Below are 19,206 nucleotides of genomic sequence, written 5' to 3'. Positions count from 1 at the left end.
CACGTCGACGAAGAAGCCCTTTACCGGGCGTTTCGGCGACAGAAGCGACAGGCGAGTGCTGGGGTCGATGGGATGACCGTGGCTAAGTACGAAGAGGGGCTGACGGATAACATCCGTGATCTCTGCGAACGGGTCCACACCGATCGCTACCGGCCACAGCCGGTGCGGCGGGTCTACATTCCCAAAGCCGATGGCGGTAAACGGCCTCTCGGGGTGCCGGCGCTGGAAGACAAGATCGTCCAAAGCGCGGTGGCCGAGGTGCTGAGTGCTGTCTACGAGGTCGACTTCCTGGGATTCTCCTACGGCTTCCGGCCGGGGCGGAGCCCCCACATGGCGCTTGATGCCCTGCATACAGCGATCATGAGCCAGCGTGTGAACTGGGTGCTCGATGGCGACATTCGCAGCTTCTTCGACTCGGTCGACCACGAGTGGCTGCTGCGGATGGTGGCGCACAGGATCGCTGATCGTCGTATCCTACGGCTCATTGGGCTGTGGTTGCGGGCTGGCGTCCTTGAGAGCGGCGAGAAGCAAGAGACGGACAGGGGTACCCCGCAAGGGGCGGGCATCAGTCCGCTCCTCGCCAATATCTTCCTGCACTACATCCTCGATCTCTGGGCCCACCAATGGCGTCGCCGCCATGCACACGGTCGCGTTGTGATCGTGCGTTACGCTGACGACTTCGTCATGGGCTTTGAGAAGAAGGCCGATGCAGAGGAGATGCTGTTGGCCCTCAAGGCGCGGTTGGCCGGCTTTGGCCTGACACTCCACGAGGACAAGACGCGGTTGATCGAGTTTGGGCGGTTCGCGGCCCTCTCACGACAGCGGCGTGGCGAGCGGCGACCGGAGACCTTCGCCTTTCTGGGCTTCACCCACTACTGCGGGCGGACCCGGGATGGCCGGTTCATCGTGAAGCACAAGACGGAAGGGAAACGCCTGACGCGCAAGCTGAAGGCGCTGCGCCAGGATGCCTGGCGGCTCATGCACGCGCCAATGGCTGCGCAGCACAGGTGGTTCGCCGCCGTTCTGCGTGGACACTACGGCTACTACGGCAGGCCGCACAACTATCCAGCGCTCAACGGATTCCATCGGCAAATGCGCCGGATATGGCTACGGTGTCTGAGACGGCGCAGCCAGAAAAGCCGGCGCATGGGCTGGTCGGAGTTCGAGACCCTGACGGCGCGCTTCCCCCTGCCAACTCCGCGCATCACTCGAACTTGGGCGCAAGCACGGATATGACGCGGGTTACCCTCGGGAAGAGCCGGGTGCGGGAAATCCGCCCGCCCGGATCTGTGAGGGCGAAAGCCGAATGGCTGAGCTACTCGACCACGATCCCGGGAGGCGCAACGAAACGGTTCGATGCGCCCGCCATCGGATTAGAGACGCTTCGCCTTGTTCTCACTCGACATAGGCACCGAAGGCACAAATCGCTCATTTGTATTCAACTGAATTTCACATCCTAGCGATCGCCGTGACGTCTAATTTGATCCTGCAGCGCCTCAAGAGCGGCTGACGGTAGCCCGTCGACATCTCCGCTATCCACTGACGGTGACAGGGAACGAGCGCCGGCCTCCACTTCCTGATCGAGCGATGCGAGCAGCGCGGCGATCGACGTGGACTTGTTTCCCGGCCGGACTTGGAATTGCAAGACACTCGCCTTGCCTTCAGACGCACTCGGGTCGGACGTCTTTGACGCTGCCGGCGCCGATCGCCGGCCAAGGGTGGGAAGCGGCCGCGGCGCATCATCAGCCGTCTGATCGGCCCGCTTCGGCTTCAACTCCGGAACTTCAGCGGCGACCTCGCTCTTTGCTTCAGCCTCACCGCCCGTCGAAAGGCCTGAGCTTGGCAGCACCTGTGGTGCGTCCGCGCTGTCGCTCTTTACTTTCGGCTTTAACGCGACGGGATCAGCCCTTTCAGCCGCAGTCGCACGCGGCACCGCATCGGCATAGGCATAGGCTGTATCGCCCGAAGCCGACGCTTCGACGGTATCAGGTTCCCCCAACTCGAAAGGGGCCGCCGGCGCGTTGTTAGCCGCCGCTTCGACCTCCGCCATGGAGCGCAGCGGAAGATCCTGCCATCGTGAGAGAGGCGGAACCTTCAAGCGCCGATGCCGAAATTCCTGATAGGTCGCCTTATAGGGAGCGTCCTTATAATAAGTGATCTTGCGCACCATGAAACCAGGGGGGCTCGAGCCCAGAACCACGGCCTGCTTCGCCGGCATTTGCCGAAGCTCCGCCGCCGTCCGGAACGGCCTTTCCTGATAACTTAAACTCTTGTCTCGGGCCCCAAATATACCTTGACCAGCCCTGATGATCGGGGTGGGCACCTCGATCGTGGTCGGTCCCAGCATTACAGAGACATGTTCCGAGGTCTCCACGTCGTTCATGCGGATGAAAAGCTTCACCTGACACGCGGTCACCGTGGTGTGCCGCGTCGCTTTTCCATAGACTTCGTCAAGCTGGGCTAGATCCTGCAGGATCAGGACCATGCGAAAGCCATAGCCCGCGTTGATCGCCAGCTTGGAAACGATGGACTCCATTTTGCCGAGCTGGCGAAACTCGTCGATCATCACCAGGACCTGATAGGGCTCGTCCGGGCCTGGCGAGGAAGCCATCAGCACATCATGGATTTGCTGAACCAGGAGTTTGATGATGGGCCGGAACACGTCGAGCTGCGCCACCGAGCAGCCGATGAAGAGAGCCGTCGGGTCCTTGCGAAACTTCGAGATATCGAAATCGGTCGACGCCGTAGCGGCTGCAACGAGATCATTGGTCCAGGGGTTGAGAGCCGCCGTCAGGTTGAAGTAGGCTGAGTTTCGCGTTTCCTTTTCCAGCGCAATGAACTGGTTGAGCCCGTGCACGACCCACGAAGGCAGATATTTTTCCTCGTCATTGCGGATATTCGTCAGCACCCTGAGAAAATCCACGCCGGTCGAAAGAAGCATCGCGACGGCGCGCAAATGACGCTGCCCCTCATAGCGTGGTGACGTCAGCACATAGCCGATCATGGCCGAAAGCAGCTGCCGGCCGGCGCGCGCCCAGATCTCGGAACTTCCTGTCGCGTCGGGGATGATGAAGGAGGAGACCACCGCGCAGTCCGTCGGCATGCGCGCATCGCGCCGGATGAAATCCAGCGGATTATAGCGATGCGAATCCTGCTCGCCGGGCGAAAAGAAAAAGACCTTATCGCCGAGAGCCTGCCGATGCGCACCGAACGCCTCGAAGTTCTCCCGCTTCGGATCGAACCACACCGAGGATCCTCGCCACATGTAACCGTTCGGAATGACAAAGCTGACGCCCTTGCCGGATCGGGTCGGCCCGACCACCAGGACGTGCGCGGGCTCGTCCGAGCGGATCGTCGCCCCACCCATCTTGCCGAGGATCAAGCCTTGCTTTGCCAGCAGGTTTTTCCTTTCGGCGTCCATGATCGTGCCGAATCGCGCATTGCCGTAGTGCTTTGGCTTGTGGTTGATCAGGCTTGCAAAGACCAGGCCGACGCCGATCGCCACGACAACCGCGACCGCGATCACGCCCCGGATGATCGTCTCGCCCTGCGTGGGATGATAGGCTAGGCGGTGGCTGAAATGCTGCCAGGCAACGAACAGGCCGCTTAGGCTGCGTTGCGCGTTCTGGTATTTTAGAAGCCCCCAGCGCGAGGCGCCTTCAGAGGGCAGCGCGGGAGTCCACCGCCATGTCGCCACCAGCTCGTAGGCCAGGCTCCAAAGGGCAAAGAAGGCGGCGAGGCCGATGAGGCCGAGGAGAAGCCTATAAGCGAATACGCGAGACATTCTGGGGAACCTTTCTGGCGGCTCTCCATTCGGTCATGCGGTTGAACCATATCGCCGAAGTTCCGCGCCAGCCGCCCCGGCGCGTTTGTTGGATCACAATCGGCAGGACCGACCGCACGTAATCGATGATCTCTGCCTTGCTCAGCCCAAGCCCAGCCTGCATGACCATCAATGCTAGCTGCTCAAACGCACCGGTCGGGCTGTCCGCATGGATCGTCGTGATCGATCCGGGATGACCTGTGTTGACGGCGCGCAAGAACGAATAGGCTTCCGCTCCCCGGATCTCGCCCAGGAAGATTCGATCCGGCCGCAACCGCATGGCGGCTTGCAGCAGCGTTTCAACGGTCACGTGCGCCAGGCCCTGGTCGCCCTTTGATGCGACGAGGGGCAGATAGTTGGGCTGGTGTGGTTTAACCTCTCGCGTATCCTCAATGGTGAGGATCCGCTCATCCGAAGGCACCTCGTGCAAAATCGCGTTCAGAAACGTCGTTTTGCCCGACGATGTGCCTCCTGAAAGCAAGATCGAATACCGTTCCCGCACGGCCAGGCGGAGGAAATCCTCGATCTTGCCGGCGTCGAGATATTCGCAAAGGGCGCTGTCGGTCTCGCTCAATTCGCCGGGATCCTGGACGGAGATCGTATCGAACGACCCCCGCTTCCGGTAATCATCAAGGCGCATATCCTTCACGACCTGCTTGCGGATCGCGAAGGCGCCTCCTGTCGGCGTCGCCGGCGCAAGCACGCCCTGGAAGCGTTCGCCGCCGGGGAGGGCGGCCGAAAGCAAGGGATTTTCCTCGCTGATCGATTGCGAGGATGATGCCGCTATACGTTCCATGAGGTAAGTGATCGCGGCGCGGTCGAGCTCGGGGACGTCGAAGGGCTCCATATGTGTCGAGCCAACAATTTCGACCCACACAAGCCCAGGCCCGTTTGCACAGATTTCGACCACGCGATCGTCGTCGAGCCAGCGCCGCACCGGCTCCAGCGCCTTATTGAGAAAGACGGTTCTTTGCTGCCCGCTCACGTCGTATCTCCCTCAACGCCTCGCGTACCGGGTCCGGATAGAACTCCGAAAAATCGAGGTCCCGGCGGACGAACACCATGATGCGCGACCCCTGATCGACATGGATCGTGGGCGCGATATTGATCGAATTTCGAAGCGCCTCTTCGGCAATGCGGTTGAGGCTTTGCGAGACCTGTTGCGCGCCGATCTGGCGGGCGCTCTGCAGGTATTGGTTGGGCTGCGTCTGGATTGTCACCGTCTGTCCGGTCTGCGGGTCCGTGTAGGCCTGGTTGGTGTTCGACCCATTCTGGTCGTTGCCAAGGTTGGCGATGAATTGCGTCGCACCGCCCACGACACTTAGAAGGATCGCCGAGCCGAACCGCTCGAAATAATGGTTGTCGACCTCGCCCGGCATGCCGCTGCGACCGAGCTCGTCGGTGCCGGTCGAGCCGAGCTGCACCGACATGCCGTCCGATCGAAGCAGCCGTGTCCACACTATGAACACCCGCGTTTGGCCGGTTGCGAGGCCACTGCGATATTCACCGATAAGGCGGGAGCCAGCGGGGATCAAAACCCTGCGACCGTCGAACGACCACACATCCTCCGACACGACGGCCCGAACCATACCGGCAAGATCGCTCTGGATCGCGGTCTCGAGCACGCCTTTGATCATCGTCCCTTGGGCGACCAGAGCGTCCGTGCGCGGGTTCATCGTGGCTTTCGATGTATCCGCTCCGCTCTGGCTCGCCCTTGCCAAAAAACGCCGATTGGGGTCCTCCTCGCCCTCGCCTGCGTTTCCGGCCGCCGCTGCATCCGTACCATTGCCGCCCAGCGCTGATGCACTGCCAGGCGCATCGCCGCTATCGACAACGAGCTGCTTGGCGCGCAAGCGCTCCCATTTGCGGCGTTCCTCTTCTTCTTGCCTGCGCCGTTCTTCCTCAGCCAGACGACGGGCCTCGGAATCATCCTGCACCTGTGGTGGAGCTGCAGGCGGTTGCAAGGCTGGTGGAGGGGGAGGCGGAGCCTCGACCGTCGACGGCGGCTGTGCCGGCGCCGCCGGCGGCTCCTCGGGAGCCGTCGGGATTTTCAGCGTGCCGTTATCAAGCTGGGGACGCGGCGTATCGAGCCCAGGTGCGGGAAACTGTGTGGTGTGAAACTCCTCGCCATCCGACGCCGTCAACAGCGGCTTGTCTGGCGCACGCGTCGCCGCATAGATCATCCAGCCGGCGAAGACCACCGCACCCAGCGGCACCACGATCTTGAAGAATGTGCTCGCCCCGAATTTTGGCGGGGCGACCACTGTTCCTTCCTCGGCGAGCATTCTGTACTCATTGGGAGATGGCATCAGGCCCCCTCACTTTCCGAACAGTCCCACCGCCGACACGCTGCGGCTCGTAAGGTTCGAGCCCGGTCGGTTCGTTCACATTGTTCAGTCTCAGATTGAAGACGCAGGTTGCTTCGTTGCCATTGCGCAGCGTCCATTGGTAATTAACCTTGTCGACGACGATGTACGCGCCCTCGCGGCGATAATTCACAAGCGTCTCATTGCGCTCGCTGTCGACGACATAGATCGCCGGCACTTCCCTTGCCGGATCGAAGCGGAACCAGGTCTTCACGCCGTCGTCGTAGATCACGAGCGGCTTATTTGCCGACGACCCCTTATAGGCATAGGACGAGTTGGCGTTTTCGGCCTTGAAACCCTGCCGGTTCGGCTGTGCCGCCCGGGCCTGGGCTTCGTCCATCAGCGCCGCGTCCGACACCTCTTCGGGATAGCGGAACTTGATCGCATAGACTTGTTGCGCAACCGGCCGAAACTCGCCGTTGAGGAAGAACACATAGCTGCGCTTGTTGGTCAGGACATTGAGATTCCCGCCCGCATTCTTCTCGATCGGCTTCACAAACAGCACATTGCCCTTCTTGTTGGGCTCGATGCTCCAGGCCGGGACGTCGCCAGCGCCGAGGGTTTCGATTTTCTCGTCATCGCCGAATTCGATCATGGTCGAGGCGCCATAGCTGGCCGGCACCGACACCACATCGTCCTTCTGATACCAGACGAAGCGAATGCGACTGTCACGAGATCCCGCCCGAGGGGTCTGTTCGGCAAGGGCCGGCTGAACCGCGCAAACGCCGAGCCCGATTGCCATCAGGATGCCGGCGACCTTCATTGCGGTGTCTCCGCGGTGGGTGCCGGCGCCGTCTCCTGATCGCGCCGGTATTCGAGCACCTGGAAGCCGAGCGGATTTTGAAAGCGGATCTCGTTTTTTGCCGGCACGCCGGTGTAGCGGAACCGGATCAACGACACCCAATGCCGCTGCACGGTGTTCGCCTGGCTCTTTTCCTCCGTCATGAACCGGACCAGGGCGGTCCTTTGGTTGGGAAATGTCACGGACTTCACGGTCACAGCCACGACGGTGTTTCGCCCATAGAGCACGACCGGGTTCGTCACCTTGTTTGCCGGGCTGAAAAGCTCGACGAGCTCCCTCGAGGCATCGCCGGCGCTCAGCAATTGCGCGAGATCGAAGTTGTCCTTCAGCGCCTTCGGATCGTAGGTCTCGCGAGCCTTCACATAACGGACGATATCGAACATCCCCATCGACTCGTCCTGCTGCAAAGGACCGTCAGCCAGCGGCCGCTTGACCTCAACAAACCCGGTGGATTTGTCGACCACCACCATGTAGGGCTCATAAGTCTTGAGCGGCAGCGCAAGGATCAGCGCGCCCACCGCTGCAACGGCAATGACCGAGGCGACGCTTGCCACACACCACGCCAGAGATCGCGACCAGCGATTGCGCCGCGCGATATCTTTTTCCCAGATTGCCGCATCCACGTAGTACGGCAAGGGAGACTCGGTTTCCTTCGCCGGTCCCCCAGCGCTTTCCTTCACATCGCTCATTGGTGCCCCAAACCTATGCGGGATCCGTCAGCTTTCGGGAAAGCCGTGCATATTCCGCTGAATCCTCATACCTTCTCTGTGCGAGGCTCACGCGCGCCCGCTCGCGACCCGCCAGACGTTCCTGCCGCGTGCTCCAGCCCAAGCGTCCCATCAGCCTGCGCTGACCGGCTTGGCCCATCGCTGCGAAGGCGCCGCCGTAGAAGCGCCCGAACGAAGGCGTTCCAATACCAATTCCGCCCGCGAGCGAGGCGGCAACGTTGGTGATTTGCGACAGCAGCAGCACGCCGACGAGGCAGATCAGGATCAGCGGCGCGGCTTCGGTCAAGGTCGTTGTCGCAGCACCATTCGACCGGTTGACCGCGTCGAAATAGGTCTGGGTAATCGAGATGAAGAAGGCACAGAAGGCGTAGACCAGAATCTGCACGCTCATGTACTGCACGATCGCGGTTATCCAGCCGGCGAAGAACCGGGTCGTGTAGCCGAACAGCATAAGAATGATGAACACTGGGGCAAGCGCGAGCAAAAGCCAAAGAAAGATCTTCGACAGGATGATGAGGAAGATCGCATAGCCGATGAGCAGCGCGCCGACGACAAGGATGATCGCCGCCAGTACGTAGCCGCCGAAGTTCAACACGCCAAGGCTCTTGATAAAGGCGGAGGTGGAATTGGCGAGCGAATCCCAGATGTTTTGCAGGGCCGTCTGCACGGAGTTGACGGAGTTCAGCCCGGCCGATGTCCCGGTCACATTGGCCGAAACGCTCGTCAGAAGGCTGTTCCCGATCGCGGAAGGTGTCTCATTCGCGAACGAATAGGCATATGTTTGAAAGTCCCCCCAGCTCGTCGCCAGAGCGTAGATGACGAAGGCGCGGAACAGGCGCCAGACCATCTCTTTTCCCGATCCGGTCGAGGTTCCCTGCCAGATGCCGATGGCCCAAAATATCACGTACAGCGTCAGCATCAGGCCGGCGACACCCACCTGTCCGCCGCCGGTCAGGGCCGACGCGAGGTTCTGGTAGGCTTGCGATACATAGTTATTGCCGAACTTGTCGACCTGCTGCAGAAGCGTCGTGATATTGAAGTTCATTTTTTCGCCGTCCCACCTGGAAACAGAGATGGATCGCTATTGAGTGCCTTCATCGGACCGCACTCGAATGGCTTCTTCTCTTCTGTTCTTGGTTCGGGCGCCGCGAACGCCATCGGCTGCATCGGTCCCTCGTCGCGCGAGCATGGAGCCTTGAGCGGCTTGTGGCCGCACCCCGAGGTCGCGACAGCGCCAATGATGGCGGCCGCTGATAGAAGAAAGCGCACCGTCATTGGCCGGACTTGTATTCGAGCCCCCGCGAGGCCTGGGTGATCAGGTTCATACGATCGATGTTTTCCTGGTTGGCGGCCGCGGTAGCTGTGTTCACCGCGCCGATCAGCTCGTTCACGGTCAGACCCGTTTGCACCATGATCTGGCTGTTCTGATCGATCGAGCCTTTGATGTCCTGCGCCGTGCCGATCCGCTGAGCGCCCGACTGAAAAGCGCTGGAACGGGTCTTCACCCCATTTTGCGAGGAGTCGACCAGTCCGGTGACCGTGGCCGCGACGTTCACCAGGGCGCTGTAGTTCTTATCCATCTGCGTCGTCTGGCCATTGATCAGGCCCGAAATGGTTTTCACCAGCTGCAAGCCATTGATCATGTTCGAAACGATGCCCTGCGATCCATTGCCGAGGCCGGCGAACGACAACGAGCCGCCCGAGATCACGCTACCAAGCGAAGGCGCGTCCCCCATGGAGAAGCCGCCATTGCCCAAGGCCATCTGCGCGAGCTGGCCGGCCTGGCTCGACCGGTCGCCAGTGACTGCCTGAAGCGTCTTTTGAGTATAGTTCATGATGTTGCGGTCGGTGCTGAGGATCTCGCTCGTGGCCGACGCAATCTGCCGAGCCTGTTCCAGATTAGCCTCGTCGATCGTAGGCACCTGCGCAAAGGCGATGCCGCCCAAGCCAAGCAAGAGTGCCGCTGTTAACGGAATTCCACGCATAGCGCTTTCTCCTATTGAGCCTGATATTGCTTGACCGCCGACATCAGTTCGTCGGTCGTCATTGTCACGGGAGCGCGGTTCGCGTCCCTTTGGATTTGCGAAAGCACGGGCGAGACGTTTTCAACCGTGTCGGTCGTGCGAGGCGCCGTGCATGCGCCGTCCGTCGACGGGCAGCACGGGTTGCCGGCCGTGCCGCCGCCGCTCGTAGCCCCGGGACAGCTCGTCGGGCCACCCGAACCAGGCGGCCGGGACGCGGGAGTGGGCACCACCAGGCCGGAGGATCCCCGACTTGTCAGTGTGGCAGTACCAATGTTGCGCACGTTGAAAGCTTGGGCGAAGAACCCTGTCGCCTGGATCACCTCGTTGAAGGTCAGCCCGCCTTGGGCGCGGATTGCGCTGTTGCGGTCGAAGGCTTCCATGACCGTTTTGTCAGTCCCGATATCCTGACCCATGGTCTCGAAGGACTGCCTATTGGGGGCCACCGTTGACATGCTGCCATTCATGCCGCCGAGAACCTGACCGGTGATATCCAACTGGCCCCTTTCGCCGGCATTGCCGCCGACAGCGCCCGATCCCGACCCGGTCGAGGCGAACGCCGAAGAGCCCTTGATGTCCGGATTGGCCTCTTCCAAGGACGCCTGGCCACTCGCCGGATCGACCGAAGCCTTCGGGCTCTTCACGTTCTGCGCCTTTTTGGGTGTCGTTACCGAGCAATTGACGCCCTGCGTGGCGGACTTGGTGTCCTCCTGGATGAGCTTGATTTGAACCTTGTCGGCCTTGTCCTCGCTCCGCTGCGACAGAATAGGGCTGTCAGAAACCGGCACGGCCGGCATGGCCGTCGATCCCGCGAAAATCGTCACAAGGGCGGCCGTCGCGCCCATAATGGTCTTCATTCCGGGTCCCTCCCAAGAAAGATTGGCAACCAAACCTGCGGATCGTCGCCGACGCGCGCGCGCAGCGCGTCGAGCTCCTGAACCGTCTCAATTCGACCGGAGAGGATCTTGATCGCGTCAGGCATCGCGCCCAGATTGAGGCGCGCAATGACGCTGTCCTGATCATGCTTGATCAGGAATTTGCGGGCTTCGGGCGGGGTTTCGCGGATCCATTTGATCTCGCGCTCCGACAGCCCGAACGCCCTGTGCGATTCCTCGTCGGCCTTCGGGTTGGGGAAAAAAATATTGGTCGGCGTCTGTTCGATCAGCGTGTTGGCGATCGATGACTTCACAATGTCCGCCGCTGACTGCGTGCCGAAGCCAACGATGCCATTCAGCTTACGAATGGTTTTCAGCTTGTCCTTGATGAAGTAGCTGAAAATATCATTGTCCAGCAGCTTCCAGCCTTCATCGAGGAAGATCATGACCGGTTGCCCGTCAAGCAGCTCCTCGATGCGATGGAAGATATAGAGCAAGGCCGCCGTGCTGGTCGTTGCGTCGCTCAACACGCTCGTCATGTCGAAGCCGAAAATGGACGACATCGAAAACGAGTCTTCCGCGTTGTTGAACAACCAACCGCGCTGATCGGGCCTCATCCATGGCTGCAAGCGCGAATAGAGATCGTCATCGCCGGCGCGCATCGCACCGCGCAACAGCTCGGCGAACTCCTCCATGGTTCGACCTTCCGGCGGCGCGCTCGCCACCTGGGCGATCGCGTTGCGGATGACTTGCTCCTCGCGCGTCGAGTGGGCGTGTCCGTCGGATCGACGCAGCATGAAGCTGAAAAGCTGGAAGAGGAATTCCCGGTTGCGCGGCGTATCGGGCAGGCGCAACGGATTGAAGCCGGAAGGCTCGCCGGCCTTCAAAACCTCATAGCGGCCGCCAAGCGACCGCACGAAGATATCCAGGCCGCGGTCCTTGTCGATCATCACCAGCTTGGGGCGCGGCGTGATGCGCTGCGCCTGTGCCGCGAGAAAGCCGAGCAGCACCGTCTTGCCCGAGCCCGAGGGGCCGTTCAGAGTGAAGTTGCCGAGGTCTCGAACATGGAAGTTGAAGAAGTAGGCCGTTTGCGACGTCGTCTCGAGGACGCTTATCGGCGTTCCCCAATGCACCCGGCCGGTCCGGCCGCTCGGATAGTTATGGAAGGCCGAAAAGCCCGCCATATTCTTCGATGAGATCATCGACTTGCGCGCCACATAGGCGAAATTGCCGGGCAGGGTGGCCCAGAACGCAGGTTCACAATTCAGGTCCTCGCGAACCCACAGAGCGGATACCTCGGTCAGCGCCGTGCCGACATCGGTCACGCAGCGCGCCACTTCGTCCATGGTTTTCCCAAGGCACAGCACCGTCAGATGATGCAAGCCATAGAGCGCTTCCGAGGACAGAAGCTCATCGCGCGCTTCACCGAGTTGATCGGCCACGATCGAGCCGGCTTCATCCGACATGTCGATCTTGCGCCCGACCCGCTCCATCTGGGTCAGCGCCTGGGGCTTGTCGATGATGGCGAAGGATTGCGTGACGATGAATTCGTGCGGCACCTTCAGCATGGGGTTGAGCATCCCCGGTCCCGTGATCGAGGGGTACTCGCCTACCGAAATGATGGCGCCGTATCGCGTTTCGCCAGGGAACGCCCCGCGAATTTCCAGCGCATTCGGGCCGAAGAACAGCCGCTTTGTCGCTAGCGCCTCCGCGAGTTTCATGCGCGGCAGTGCCATCGGCCGCGGAAATCCGCCATTGAGGAGCTGCACCAGGAATTCCAGCGGCTCGGAATGCCAAACGTCACTGCGCTTGACGACGGTGAGAACCCGCGCGCCATAAGCCTGCAGGCGCTCTCGGACGGCTTTCATCACGTCCGTGAGTTCGATCAGCGCCCGCTCCTCGCTCGAAGAGCGACCGTCCGCAGCCCTTCGTCCCAAAAGCTTGCGGATCACGAGATCCGCCGTCCCGACCGTGCCTTGCAGCTCGCGCCGCACGATGGTCAGGTAGATATCGTTCACAAACATGCGCTGGGTGCGCAGGGCCGCCGTATAGCGCTGGTCCAGCTCTTGGCAGAACTTGTTTTCGAAGCTCGACTCGATCGCGGGCTTCACCTCGCGGCGCACGATATGCGAGTAGATCGCATAGCGGGAATTCGCCAACCCCCGAATGAGATCGTTGCGGCCGAGCAGGCGCGAATTGATCTCGGCGATATCGATCGTCTCGAAGCACAGTCCGCTCATGTGAACGAAGGACATCAACATGCCGTCCTGCGTCTTGATCACCTCGTCGGACACATGCCGCGAATAAGGTATATGGGCCGAAACCGGATTCTCCCGACGAGACACGGCCCCGAAACTCAGTTCATCGCGAAGAGCCCGTGCGATCGCCACGGTCACACCCGATAACTGCGCGCACCCCAGAAGCTGGCGCTTCGGGGCGGCGTCTTGCGTGAACGGATGAACATGATCTCGATGAACATGGGATCGCGCATGATCGCGATCCTGGCAACCGCATAGAGCGGCACGCAGATAGAGAGCATGACCAGATTATGGGTTGCAAGGAACACGACAGCGGTCAGCACGCCGATGAACCCCGCAAGCTCGTAAGGAATGCCGAGCACCGTCGGCGCTCGGGTCAAGCCCTTGACCAGCGGAGTGATCAACAATTTGGGCTCGCCAGGATCGATCCGGCCGTCTGCCATGCCGATCACCTGCCGACCGCGGATTGAAAGAATTCGACGATCTGGGCCGAGCCGAAGACCAGCACGATACCCAAGACCCAGCTTCCGGCCACAAACCATGACAGGCGTGCCGCCCAGGCCATGAAGCCCATGAAAATGCAGAACAGAACCGCCAAGGCCGTCGCGATCGGCCCGGTCAGGGTCTGCACCAGCGTCTGCAGCGTGCTTTGCACCGGTTGGAGATTTCCGCCCCCAGCCATCGCCTGCGTTGCCAAGAGCATGAGCGGCATCGCCACACCAGTGCTGCGTGCAGCAAACATCTTCCACAAGGTCATCAAAGCTTCTCCTCAGTCAAAGTTTTGCACCATCCCGCCTTGCCAGACCGGCGCCGTCGCTTTGCGAGACGTCATTGTGCTGCCATTGCGGGAGTTGGCGCGGGATGTCGGATCATTTCGTTGATCCGCTGCGCCGGCCGCAGCCGGTTGAGCACCGGTGGGGTCAAGGCTTACCGCCCCTGCGGGCATCACCGCCTCAGACCCGACCGATGGCCATTGGTAGAAATCGTTGATGACGTTGGCGACATAGCCAACCGTCTCGGGGTAGGGCGGGACGCCCTTGTATTTGAGAACCGCGATCTCGCCGGCATTGTAGGCGGCGAGCATGTATATCGGGTTCGGAAATTTGCGATGCAGATCCCGCAGAAAGCCGATCCCACCTTTCACATTATCCGCGGGATCGCAGATATTGACCCCGTAGCTTGCCGCCGTGGACGGCAGAAGCTGCATCAGGCCATAGGCCCCTTTGGGCGATAACGCGCCGGAATTGAAGCGGCTTTCGGCCCGGGCAACCGCGAGGACGAGCGGCGGGGCAAAGCCTTGCTGGCGCGCGACTGCTTCGACGATCCGCTGTCCTTCTTCCTTCGACAGGGCGGCGACGCCGGGGCATGGGTTGTCAGCCTTGGCCGACGTCACAGTTGTGGATGCACTGTCAGCGTCGCCCGGCGCACCGACCCACTGCACGCCCTGGCTCTCAACCTGGTAGGCCGGCATCACCCGGCCATTCACGTCGACGGCAGCATTAACGCTGGTGGCGGGAGCCGTAACGCGGTCCTGGAATCTTTGCGAAGCTTCCTGTGCAGACGCCGCTTGGCACGTCACCAGGATCGCACCCGCTGCAAGTACCGTTTTGCGGGATCGAATCATTAAAATAATCCTACGCCGTTGCCGATTTTGGAATGCTGAATTAATACAATGACTCGATGAACTGCAATCGCGAAATTGAGGCAGACACAATGAAAATGAGCAAGGTTCTTCCCGTTGTGGCGTTTTTGCCGACCTTGTCGGTTTTGTCGGCGGCGCCGGCCCATGCTGATGATTTTGGCTGCAAGGTCTTGCTGTGCATCCTCAACCCGCAGGGTTGGGCGAGCGTCGGGGAATGTGTGCCCCCGGTCGAGCGCGCTTTCCGTATGGTCGCGCATGGGGAGCCCTGGCCCCAGTGCCCCGAGGCCGGCAGTTCCGGTCGTATCGGATATGAGAAATTCAAACCCTGCCCGGACGGCACGATCGCCGTCTCGCCCGAGACGGAATCGAGCGGAAGCGACAACAGCTCTCGCTCACAAACCGTCTACAAGCCAGACAGCAACGGCGCTTTCTGTGCTGCGCGGAATGCAACGAATGCCTCTTGGGGCACGAACCCGAGAGGTTCGGGTTACGGTGCGCGTCCAACATCGGCGGTGACGCGGCGCGAGCAGAAGACGGAGCCAAACTATCTCGATCTCACAACGACCGACGGCAAACAACGGTTCTGGTTCAATCTGAGCAGGTATCAATAATGAAACCTGGCTTCGCCGCCGCCGGCATTCTCGCGGCCGTCCTCGCCAGTGTTCCGGCACTGGCCGAGGACAAATCCAATCCCTGGTTTCCGATCCCCGCCACAGCATCGTTCAGCACCGGCGACACCTGGACCTATGCCGGTGAGACCCACCGTCTCTACGGCGTTCAAGCCTGCCTGCGAGGCACATATTTCACAAATAGCGCAGGGGGGCATGTCGATTGCGGGGAGGCAAGCCTTGCCATGCTCGTGTCTCTCATCCGGGATCTCAAACCTCAATGCTACACGGCCGCTTGGCAGGCCGCGACCAAAACGCGCTTCGTCGTTTGCGTCGCGCAGCCTACTTCAGGATCCGCGGCCGGTTCTCGCATCGATCTCGGCACGGCGCTGATCTCGACCGGCTGGGCGTTCGCGGCCGTCACTCCGAACGGCTCTCCGGTCCATGCTCCCTATATCGTCGCGCAGGAGGTCGCTAAAAAACAGCACCTTGGCCTGTGGCAGTTTGCCGACGTGCCCGATCCGAATGCCATCATCCTCCGCGATATCCGAAACGCATCTAACCAGGCTGGTCAGTCTTCGAATCCGCCTGCAAATCGATAACTGGTCCCCGGCGCGTTGGATCATACTGTACATTCTGCTGAGGCCATCGCCGGACCACGAACGCGACGGCAAGCGCAATCGCCGAAATCAATCCGAGAACAATAGCCGCGACCAGCCCCGGCTCTCGCCAAAACGATAGACTGTCCCACTGGTTCAAAAGCCGGGCGCCGGACAGCACCAAAATCAGGACTGTTGCTATGACGATGCCCGTTCCCGGATCCATGTCGAATTTCTTCAGCATCGCTTTCTCCTTTTCGCACTCCCTGGTCACGGCCCCGATCAACGATCGCTTCCAGCGCAAACGCCGGCGCCAGACGCAAGCTCAGGCGTAGCCTGCCCTACGGGTGCGCCAGCCGTCGTCCGCGCTTCGTCGCGCTCACGGACCCTCGCCAACCGCATCGAATCATTGCCCTCATCTTGTCTTTCGCTTGTTCACGATTTTTATGTCCCTGGCTGGGTCCAATTACAGCTGCAGCCTCGCACGCAATTCGGCTTTTCAGTTGTTCGGTCGATATTCCAGAGCCTGCCTGCCGGGCGGAGGCGAAAGCCGCTGCTGTTTGCTCGGTAGCGCCGGCCGGGGGCCGCTTGCGTCCCAGCGCCAGGTCTCGAGCTCGCAGCTTGAAATCAGATGGTCGAATTCCGCCCGTACCGCCTCCTTGGCATCGTGCGCTACGACAAAAAGCGCGGTTCCCTGCTGGTCAACGTCGGTCAGAAGACCGAACGCCATCGGTACCGCCGGCAGCACGTTGTAGCCGTTTTCACAAACCGCCGATGCTCCCCGGTCAGGACCTCGATCAATTCCTTTTCGTCGTTGTGCTGAAACGGAATCCAGTTCTCCGTCACGTTCATAAAGCCGATTTCGTCGATCGCCAGAATGCCGGACGGCATCTGCATGACCGTCGCGATGGTGATCAGGTGCGAATTTTCGTGCAGTCGCCACAGGTCGAATTCTGCTGCAAAGCGCTTCGGCACTGCCCTGAACATTTTCTCATCCATGAAGAGCGGCGCGTCGGGCATATGCTTGATCGACAGCTTGCCGCCAAACCGGGCAGGATCTAGCGATTTCACAATGCCGATCACGATCTTCTTGTGCTTGGCCTTGGCTGCCGCCGCGAAAGCCCGCTCCCGATCCGCTGCCAGGCGATCCTTGTGCTCAGGGGAGTACATTGCCGGCATAAACAGCAGCTCGCGCAACTGGAACTTCTGGCTCGACTTCGCATCGGCCGCGCCCCAAAGAAATTTCCGGACCAACCCCCAATTTCTTTTTCCCACAAAGCCGGGTGCCATTAATGTGAGCTCCGCCTCTTCCCAGAGATAGTCGAGCAAGCCTCGCAGCGTGAGCTTCTTCGGATCGGCCTTCACAGTATGGTGGGAAGCCCCCTCGCCGGCTGATCCCTGTCGCGCCTTGCCTTGTGTCAGTGCGAAGGCCAGCTTCAGCCGCGCCGCCTCCGATGCAGGATCCTCGATGATTGCTTGACCCAGGATCTCCGCCTTTCCCGACAGTGCAAGGGGCAGTTCATAGCGATCACAGTCGACCGCATGGTCCTTGCCGGTGTTCGGCATGCGCTTGATGATCAATTCCTCGCCGACAGCGGCGATGTACATCGGCACCCCGGGATGCCGACACAAACACAAGACGCGAGCCTGCTGATCCCGCGCCTGACGCAAGAGCGTCTGAATTTCCGGGTGCTGGGGGCCAACCGTGCGACCCAGAATAGCAAAGTCACTCATAAGATGCCATCCGACTTTAGATCATTCGCCTTATGATTAAATCATTGAACCGATGTTTCGTTCAACCCATTGGGTTCAACGATCCTTCCCATGGATTGACAGTGGTTAACCCAGCAGACTCGAATGGGCTGATGTTTCAGGTAGGCGACCATAGAGCCGCAAGCAGCGGCTGTGGCGGCGATGTAGCCGTCCGCGGCGTGATCCGCCTGGGATGGTGAAGCATGAAGACAATCCGTCGACTTAGACTGTTTCATCGATGGCGTGCATGAAGAGCACGCGGTCATGTCCTCGTGCCAGATGATCCGACGAAGCTACGCCACTATGGTGACCTCTCAAGACCGGAACCGCGCGCTTGTGACGTTCTGTAATGTGGCGCACAAATTTTTGCCGTTTTATATGTTCTTTGGAATCCCATTCGTCGCCAACGCGTTGAAATAAGATCAAACAGGTAAAATCGTTCGATGGTTTCCTCCCATTTCCACCGGACGGTGTTCCTCCCTGAAGGCTTTAACCTTCTTTGGCCGGGCCGTATCCGAGCCCGGCCATTCTTTCTTCCGGGCTTCCTTGTTCAGCGCTGGCGGAAACGCGTTTTTCCTGGTGTCAATCATTCGCGACCAAGGCGGTTCGCACTCGCCGCCTTAGCGCTTTTCGAAGGGCTACGCAGGCGAGGTGTCGGTAGGATTGATGCTGCTGGCGGGCGCCAAAGGCTACGCGTGACAGCAAGGATCGCAGGGTAATCGGATCGGTTCGCGCTGACGCAGGGACTTGCAGGGCGCATCATGTGAGGCTATATTGTGCCTCACATGAATGGAGAGTGGAATGCTGGCGTTCGGAAATGTAGCCGACGTGTTGGGGCTGCCTGCTAAGGAGGTGGCGGCGCGGTCGCCATTCGGACTGATCTCCCGGATCGAGAATGGACTTCCCATTGGGGTGGTCGAGCGCGTTGCCCATCTCGTTGCCCCGGGAGATGCTCAGTTCAAATACCGGCTGATCCCCAAAGCAACCTACGAGCGGCGCAAGACGGCGCATCGCCTGTCGTCGGATGAGGGCACACGATTGGCCCGTGTGGCGCGGGTCTGGGGGCTTGCTGTCGATGTCTGGCAGAACGAAGAGGAAGCACGCGATTTCTTGTTTCGGCCGCATCCGATGATTGAGGACAAGCGGCCGATCGACATCGTTATCCTCAGCGAGTTCGGCGCCGAAATGGTGGTCGATATCCTCGGAGGTCTGAAGTATGGCAGTGCTGCGTGACGGCGCAGACTCTCGATCGCACCCTATTGTCCTTTCGTGTCGGCGATCCGGCCGGCACCTACCCGATCTTCGACGCGACAGGCTCGACAGTCGCACCAGGGCGATGGAACACGCCCGGAAGCCCTATCATCTACACGAGCGAGCACTATTCGACGGCCCTCCTGGAAAAGCTGGTGCATGGCAGCGGCCGACTGCCGCCCAACCAGCACTACATCGAAATCACAATCCCGCGCGGGCTGAGCTATGAGGTCTTTTCCCAGCCGTCACTGCCCGGCTGGGACACGATGCCGGCGACGGTGAGCAAGGGATTTGGCGAAACCTGGTGTTTAGAACGGCGCAGCGTCATCCTGCTGGTGCCGAGCGTCGTGGCGCGTCTCGATAGCAATGTGCTGATCAATCCAGCGCATCCGGAGTTTTCAAGGATCCAGACGAGTCTCCACCAGCCTGTCTACTGGGACCGGCGGCTGTTTGGCGCGTAACGGGAGGGGCTTTCTGTCCC

At 60.6% G+C, this 19,206-nt stretch carries 20 protein-coding genes; 5 read left to right on the top strand and 15 right to left on the bottom strand.

Annotation, left to right across the window (positions count from 1 at the left end):
- Positions 1 to 1,236: group II intron reverse transcriptase/maturase (gene ltrA / locus NKG99_RS29845; RefSeq protein WP_352872748.1), on the top strand; the 1,236-nt coding region annotated here is incomplete at its 5' end.
- Positions 1,237 to 1,456: 220 nt separating this feature from the next.
- Here ltrA and NKG99_RS29840 read toward each other — a convergent pair.
- From NKG99_RS29840 to NKG99_RS29780, 13 genes are all read right to left on the bottom strand, one after another.
- Positions 1,457 to 3,526: a type IV secretory system conjugative DNA transfer family protein gene (locus NKG99_RS29840; RefSeq protein ID WP_352872746.1), complete on the bottom strand. Its 2,070-nt coding sequence runs from the start codon at positions 3,524 to 3,526 to the stop codon at positions 1,457 to 1,459.
- 235 nt (positions 3,527 to 3,761) lie between these two features.
- Positions 3,762 to 4,808 (bottom strand): P-type DNA transfer ATPase VirB11, encoded by a 1,047-nt coding sequence (gene virB11, locus NKG99_RS29835; RefSeq protein WP_023819761.1) that lies wholly within the window; start codon positions 4,806 to 4,808, stop codon positions 3,762 to 3,764.
- Positions 4,774 to 6,108, bottom strand: coding sequence for a type IV secretion system protein VirB10 (gene virB10 / locus NKG99_RS29830; RefSeq protein WP_352872745.1), 1,335 nt, complete (start codon positions 6,106 to 6,108; stop codon positions 4,774 to 4,776). Before virB10 ends, virB11 begins: the two co-directional genes overlap by 35 nt.
- Positions 6,109 to 6,115: 7 nt before the next feature.
- Positions 6,116 to 6,952: a P-type conjugative transfer protein VirB9 gene (virB9, locus tag NKG99_RS29825; protein ID WP_352549319.1), complete on the bottom strand. Its 837-nt coding sequence runs from the start codon at positions 6,950 to 6,952 to the stop codon at positions 6,116 to 6,118.
- A complete protein-coding gene (locus NKG99_RS29820) occupies positions 6,949 to 7,680 on the bottom strand; it encodes a VirB8 family type IV secretion system protein (protein WP_352492034.1) in 732 nt (243 codons plus the stop codon). The genes virB9 and NKG99_RS29820 overlap by 4 nt, the downstream gene beginning before the upstream one ends.
- A gap of 13 nt (positions 7,681 to 7,693) precedes the next feature.
- Positions 7,694 to 8,764: a TrbL/VirB6 family protein gene (locus NKG99_RS29815; protein ID WP_352616708.1), complete on the bottom strand. Its 1,071-nt coding sequence runs from the start codon at positions 8,762 to 8,764 to the stop codon at positions 7,694 to 7,696.
- On the bottom strand, positions 8,761 to 8,994 hold the full coding sequence (locus NKG99_RS29810) for a hypothetical protein (RefSeq protein ID WP_352872742.1): 234 nt from the start codon (positions 8,992 to 8,994) through the stop codon (positions 8,761 to 8,763). Before NKG99_RS29810 ends, NKG99_RS29815 begins: the two co-directional genes overlap by 4 nt.
- Entirely contained in the window at positions 8,991 to 9,704 is a 714-nt protein-coding gene (locus tag NKG99_RS29805) for a type IV secretion system protein (RefSeq protein WP_023819756.1), read from the bottom strand. The genes NKG99_RS29810 and NKG99_RS29805 overlap by 4 nt, the downstream gene beginning before the upstream one ends.
- 11 nt (positions 9,705 to 9,715) lie before the next feature.
- Positions 9,716 to 10,585, bottom strand: a complete 870-nt coding sequence (locus NKG99_RS29800; RefSeq protein WP_352872741.1) for a hypothetical protein — start codon at positions 10,583 to 10,585, stop codon at positions 9,716 to 9,718.
- Between the two features lie 8 nt (positions 10,586 to 10,593).
- Positions 10,594 to 12,960: a VirB4 family type IV secretion/conjugal transfer ATPase gene (locus tag NKG99_RS29795; RefSeq protein ID WP_352872739.1), complete on the bottom strand. Its 2,367-nt coding sequence runs from the start codon at positions 12,958 to 12,960 to the stop codon at positions 10,594 to 10,596.
- Between the two features lie 47 nt (positions 12,961 to 13,007).
- Positions 13,008 to 13,316 carry a VirB3 family type IV secretion system protein gene (locus tag NKG99_RS29790; RefSeq protein ID WP_023819753.1) on the bottom strand — a complete coding sequence of 103 codons (309 nt, stop codon included), beginning with the start codon at positions 13,314 to 13,316 and terminating at the stop codon, positions 13,008 to 13,010.
- 5 nt (positions 13,317 to 13,321) lie between these two features.
- Positions 13,322 to 13,630 (bottom strand): TrbC/VirB2 family type IV secretion system protein, encoded by a 309-nt coding sequence (locus NKG99_RS29785; RefSeq protein ID WP_023819752.1) that lies wholly within the window; start codon positions 13,628 to 13,630, stop codon positions 13,322 to 13,324.
- A gap of 12 nt (positions 13,631 to 13,642) precedes the next feature.
- Complete coding sequence (locus NKG99_RS29780) at positions 13,643 to 14,497, bottom strand: lytic transglycosylase domain-containing protein (RefSeq protein ID WP_352872738.1); 855 nt, start codon at positions 14,495 to 14,497, stop codon at positions 13,643 to 13,645.
- A gap of 89 nt (positions 14,498 to 14,586) precedes the next feature.
- Here NKG99_RS29780 and NKG99_RS29775 point away from each other — a divergent pair, with 89 nt between their 5' ends.
- Both NKG99_RS29775 and NKG99_RS29770 read left to right on the top strand, forming a co-directional pair.
- On the top strand, positions 14,587 to 15,126 hold the full coding sequence (locus NKG99_RS29775; protein ID WP_352872737.1) for a hypothetical protein: 540 nt from the start codon (positions 14,587 to 14,589) through the stop codon (positions 15,124 to 15,126).
- On the top strand, positions 15,126 to 15,725 hold the full coding sequence (locus NKG99_RS29770) for a thermonuclease family protein (RefSeq protein WP_352872736.1): 600 nt from the start codon (positions 15,126 to 15,128) through the stop codon (positions 15,723 to 15,725). Before NKG99_RS29775 ends, NKG99_RS29770 begins: the two co-directional genes overlap by 1 nt.
- On the opposite strand, the gene NKG99_RS29765 is transcribed toward NKG99_RS29770, so the two are convergent.
- Entirely contained in the window at positions 15,682 to 15,966 is a 285-nt protein-coding gene (locus tag NKG99_RS29765; RefSeq protein ID WP_352567037.1) for a hypothetical protein, read from the bottom strand. The two genes, NKG99_RS29770 and NKG99_RS29765, sit on opposite strands and share 44 nt — an antisense overlap.
- A 467-nt stretch (positions 15,967 to 16,433) precedes the next feature.
- Positions 16,434 to 17,456: a DUF1173 family protein gene (locus NKG99_RS29760; RefSeq protein WP_352872735.1), complete on the bottom strand. Its 1,023-nt coding sequence runs from the start codon at positions 17,454 to 17,456 to the stop codon at positions 16,434 to 16,436.
- An 819-nt stretch (positions 17,457 to 18,275) separates the two neighbouring features.
- On the opposite strand from NKG99_RS29760, the gene NKG99_RS29755 reads away from it, so the two are divergent.
- Positions 18,276 to 18,707: an Xre family toxin-antitoxin system antitoxin gene (locus tag NKG99_RS29755; RefSeq protein WP_023755433.1), complete on the top strand. Its 432-nt coding sequence runs from the start codon at positions 18,276 to 18,278 to the stop codon at positions 18,705 to 18,707.
- The gene (locus NKG99_RS29750; protein WP_352795002.1) at positions 18,704 to 19,186 is read left to right on the top strand and encodes an RES family NAD+ phosphorylase; all 483 of its coding nucleotides are present in this window, start codon (positions 18,704 to 18,706) and stop codon (positions 19,184 to 19,186) included. Before NKG99_RS29755 ends, NKG99_RS29750 begins: the two co-directional genes overlap by 4 nt.
- Positions 19,187 to 19,206 lie beyond the last annotated feature (20 nt).

The sequence above is a fragment of the Mesorhizobium sp. M1409 genome (assembly GCF_040317535.1).
Lineage (GTDB): Bacteria > Pseudomonadota > Alphaproteobacteria > Rhizobiales > Rhizobiaceae > Mesorhizobium.
The sequence above is the reverse complement of the archived record's forward strand: the minus strand, read 5'-3'. Positions and strand labels throughout refer to the sequence as shown.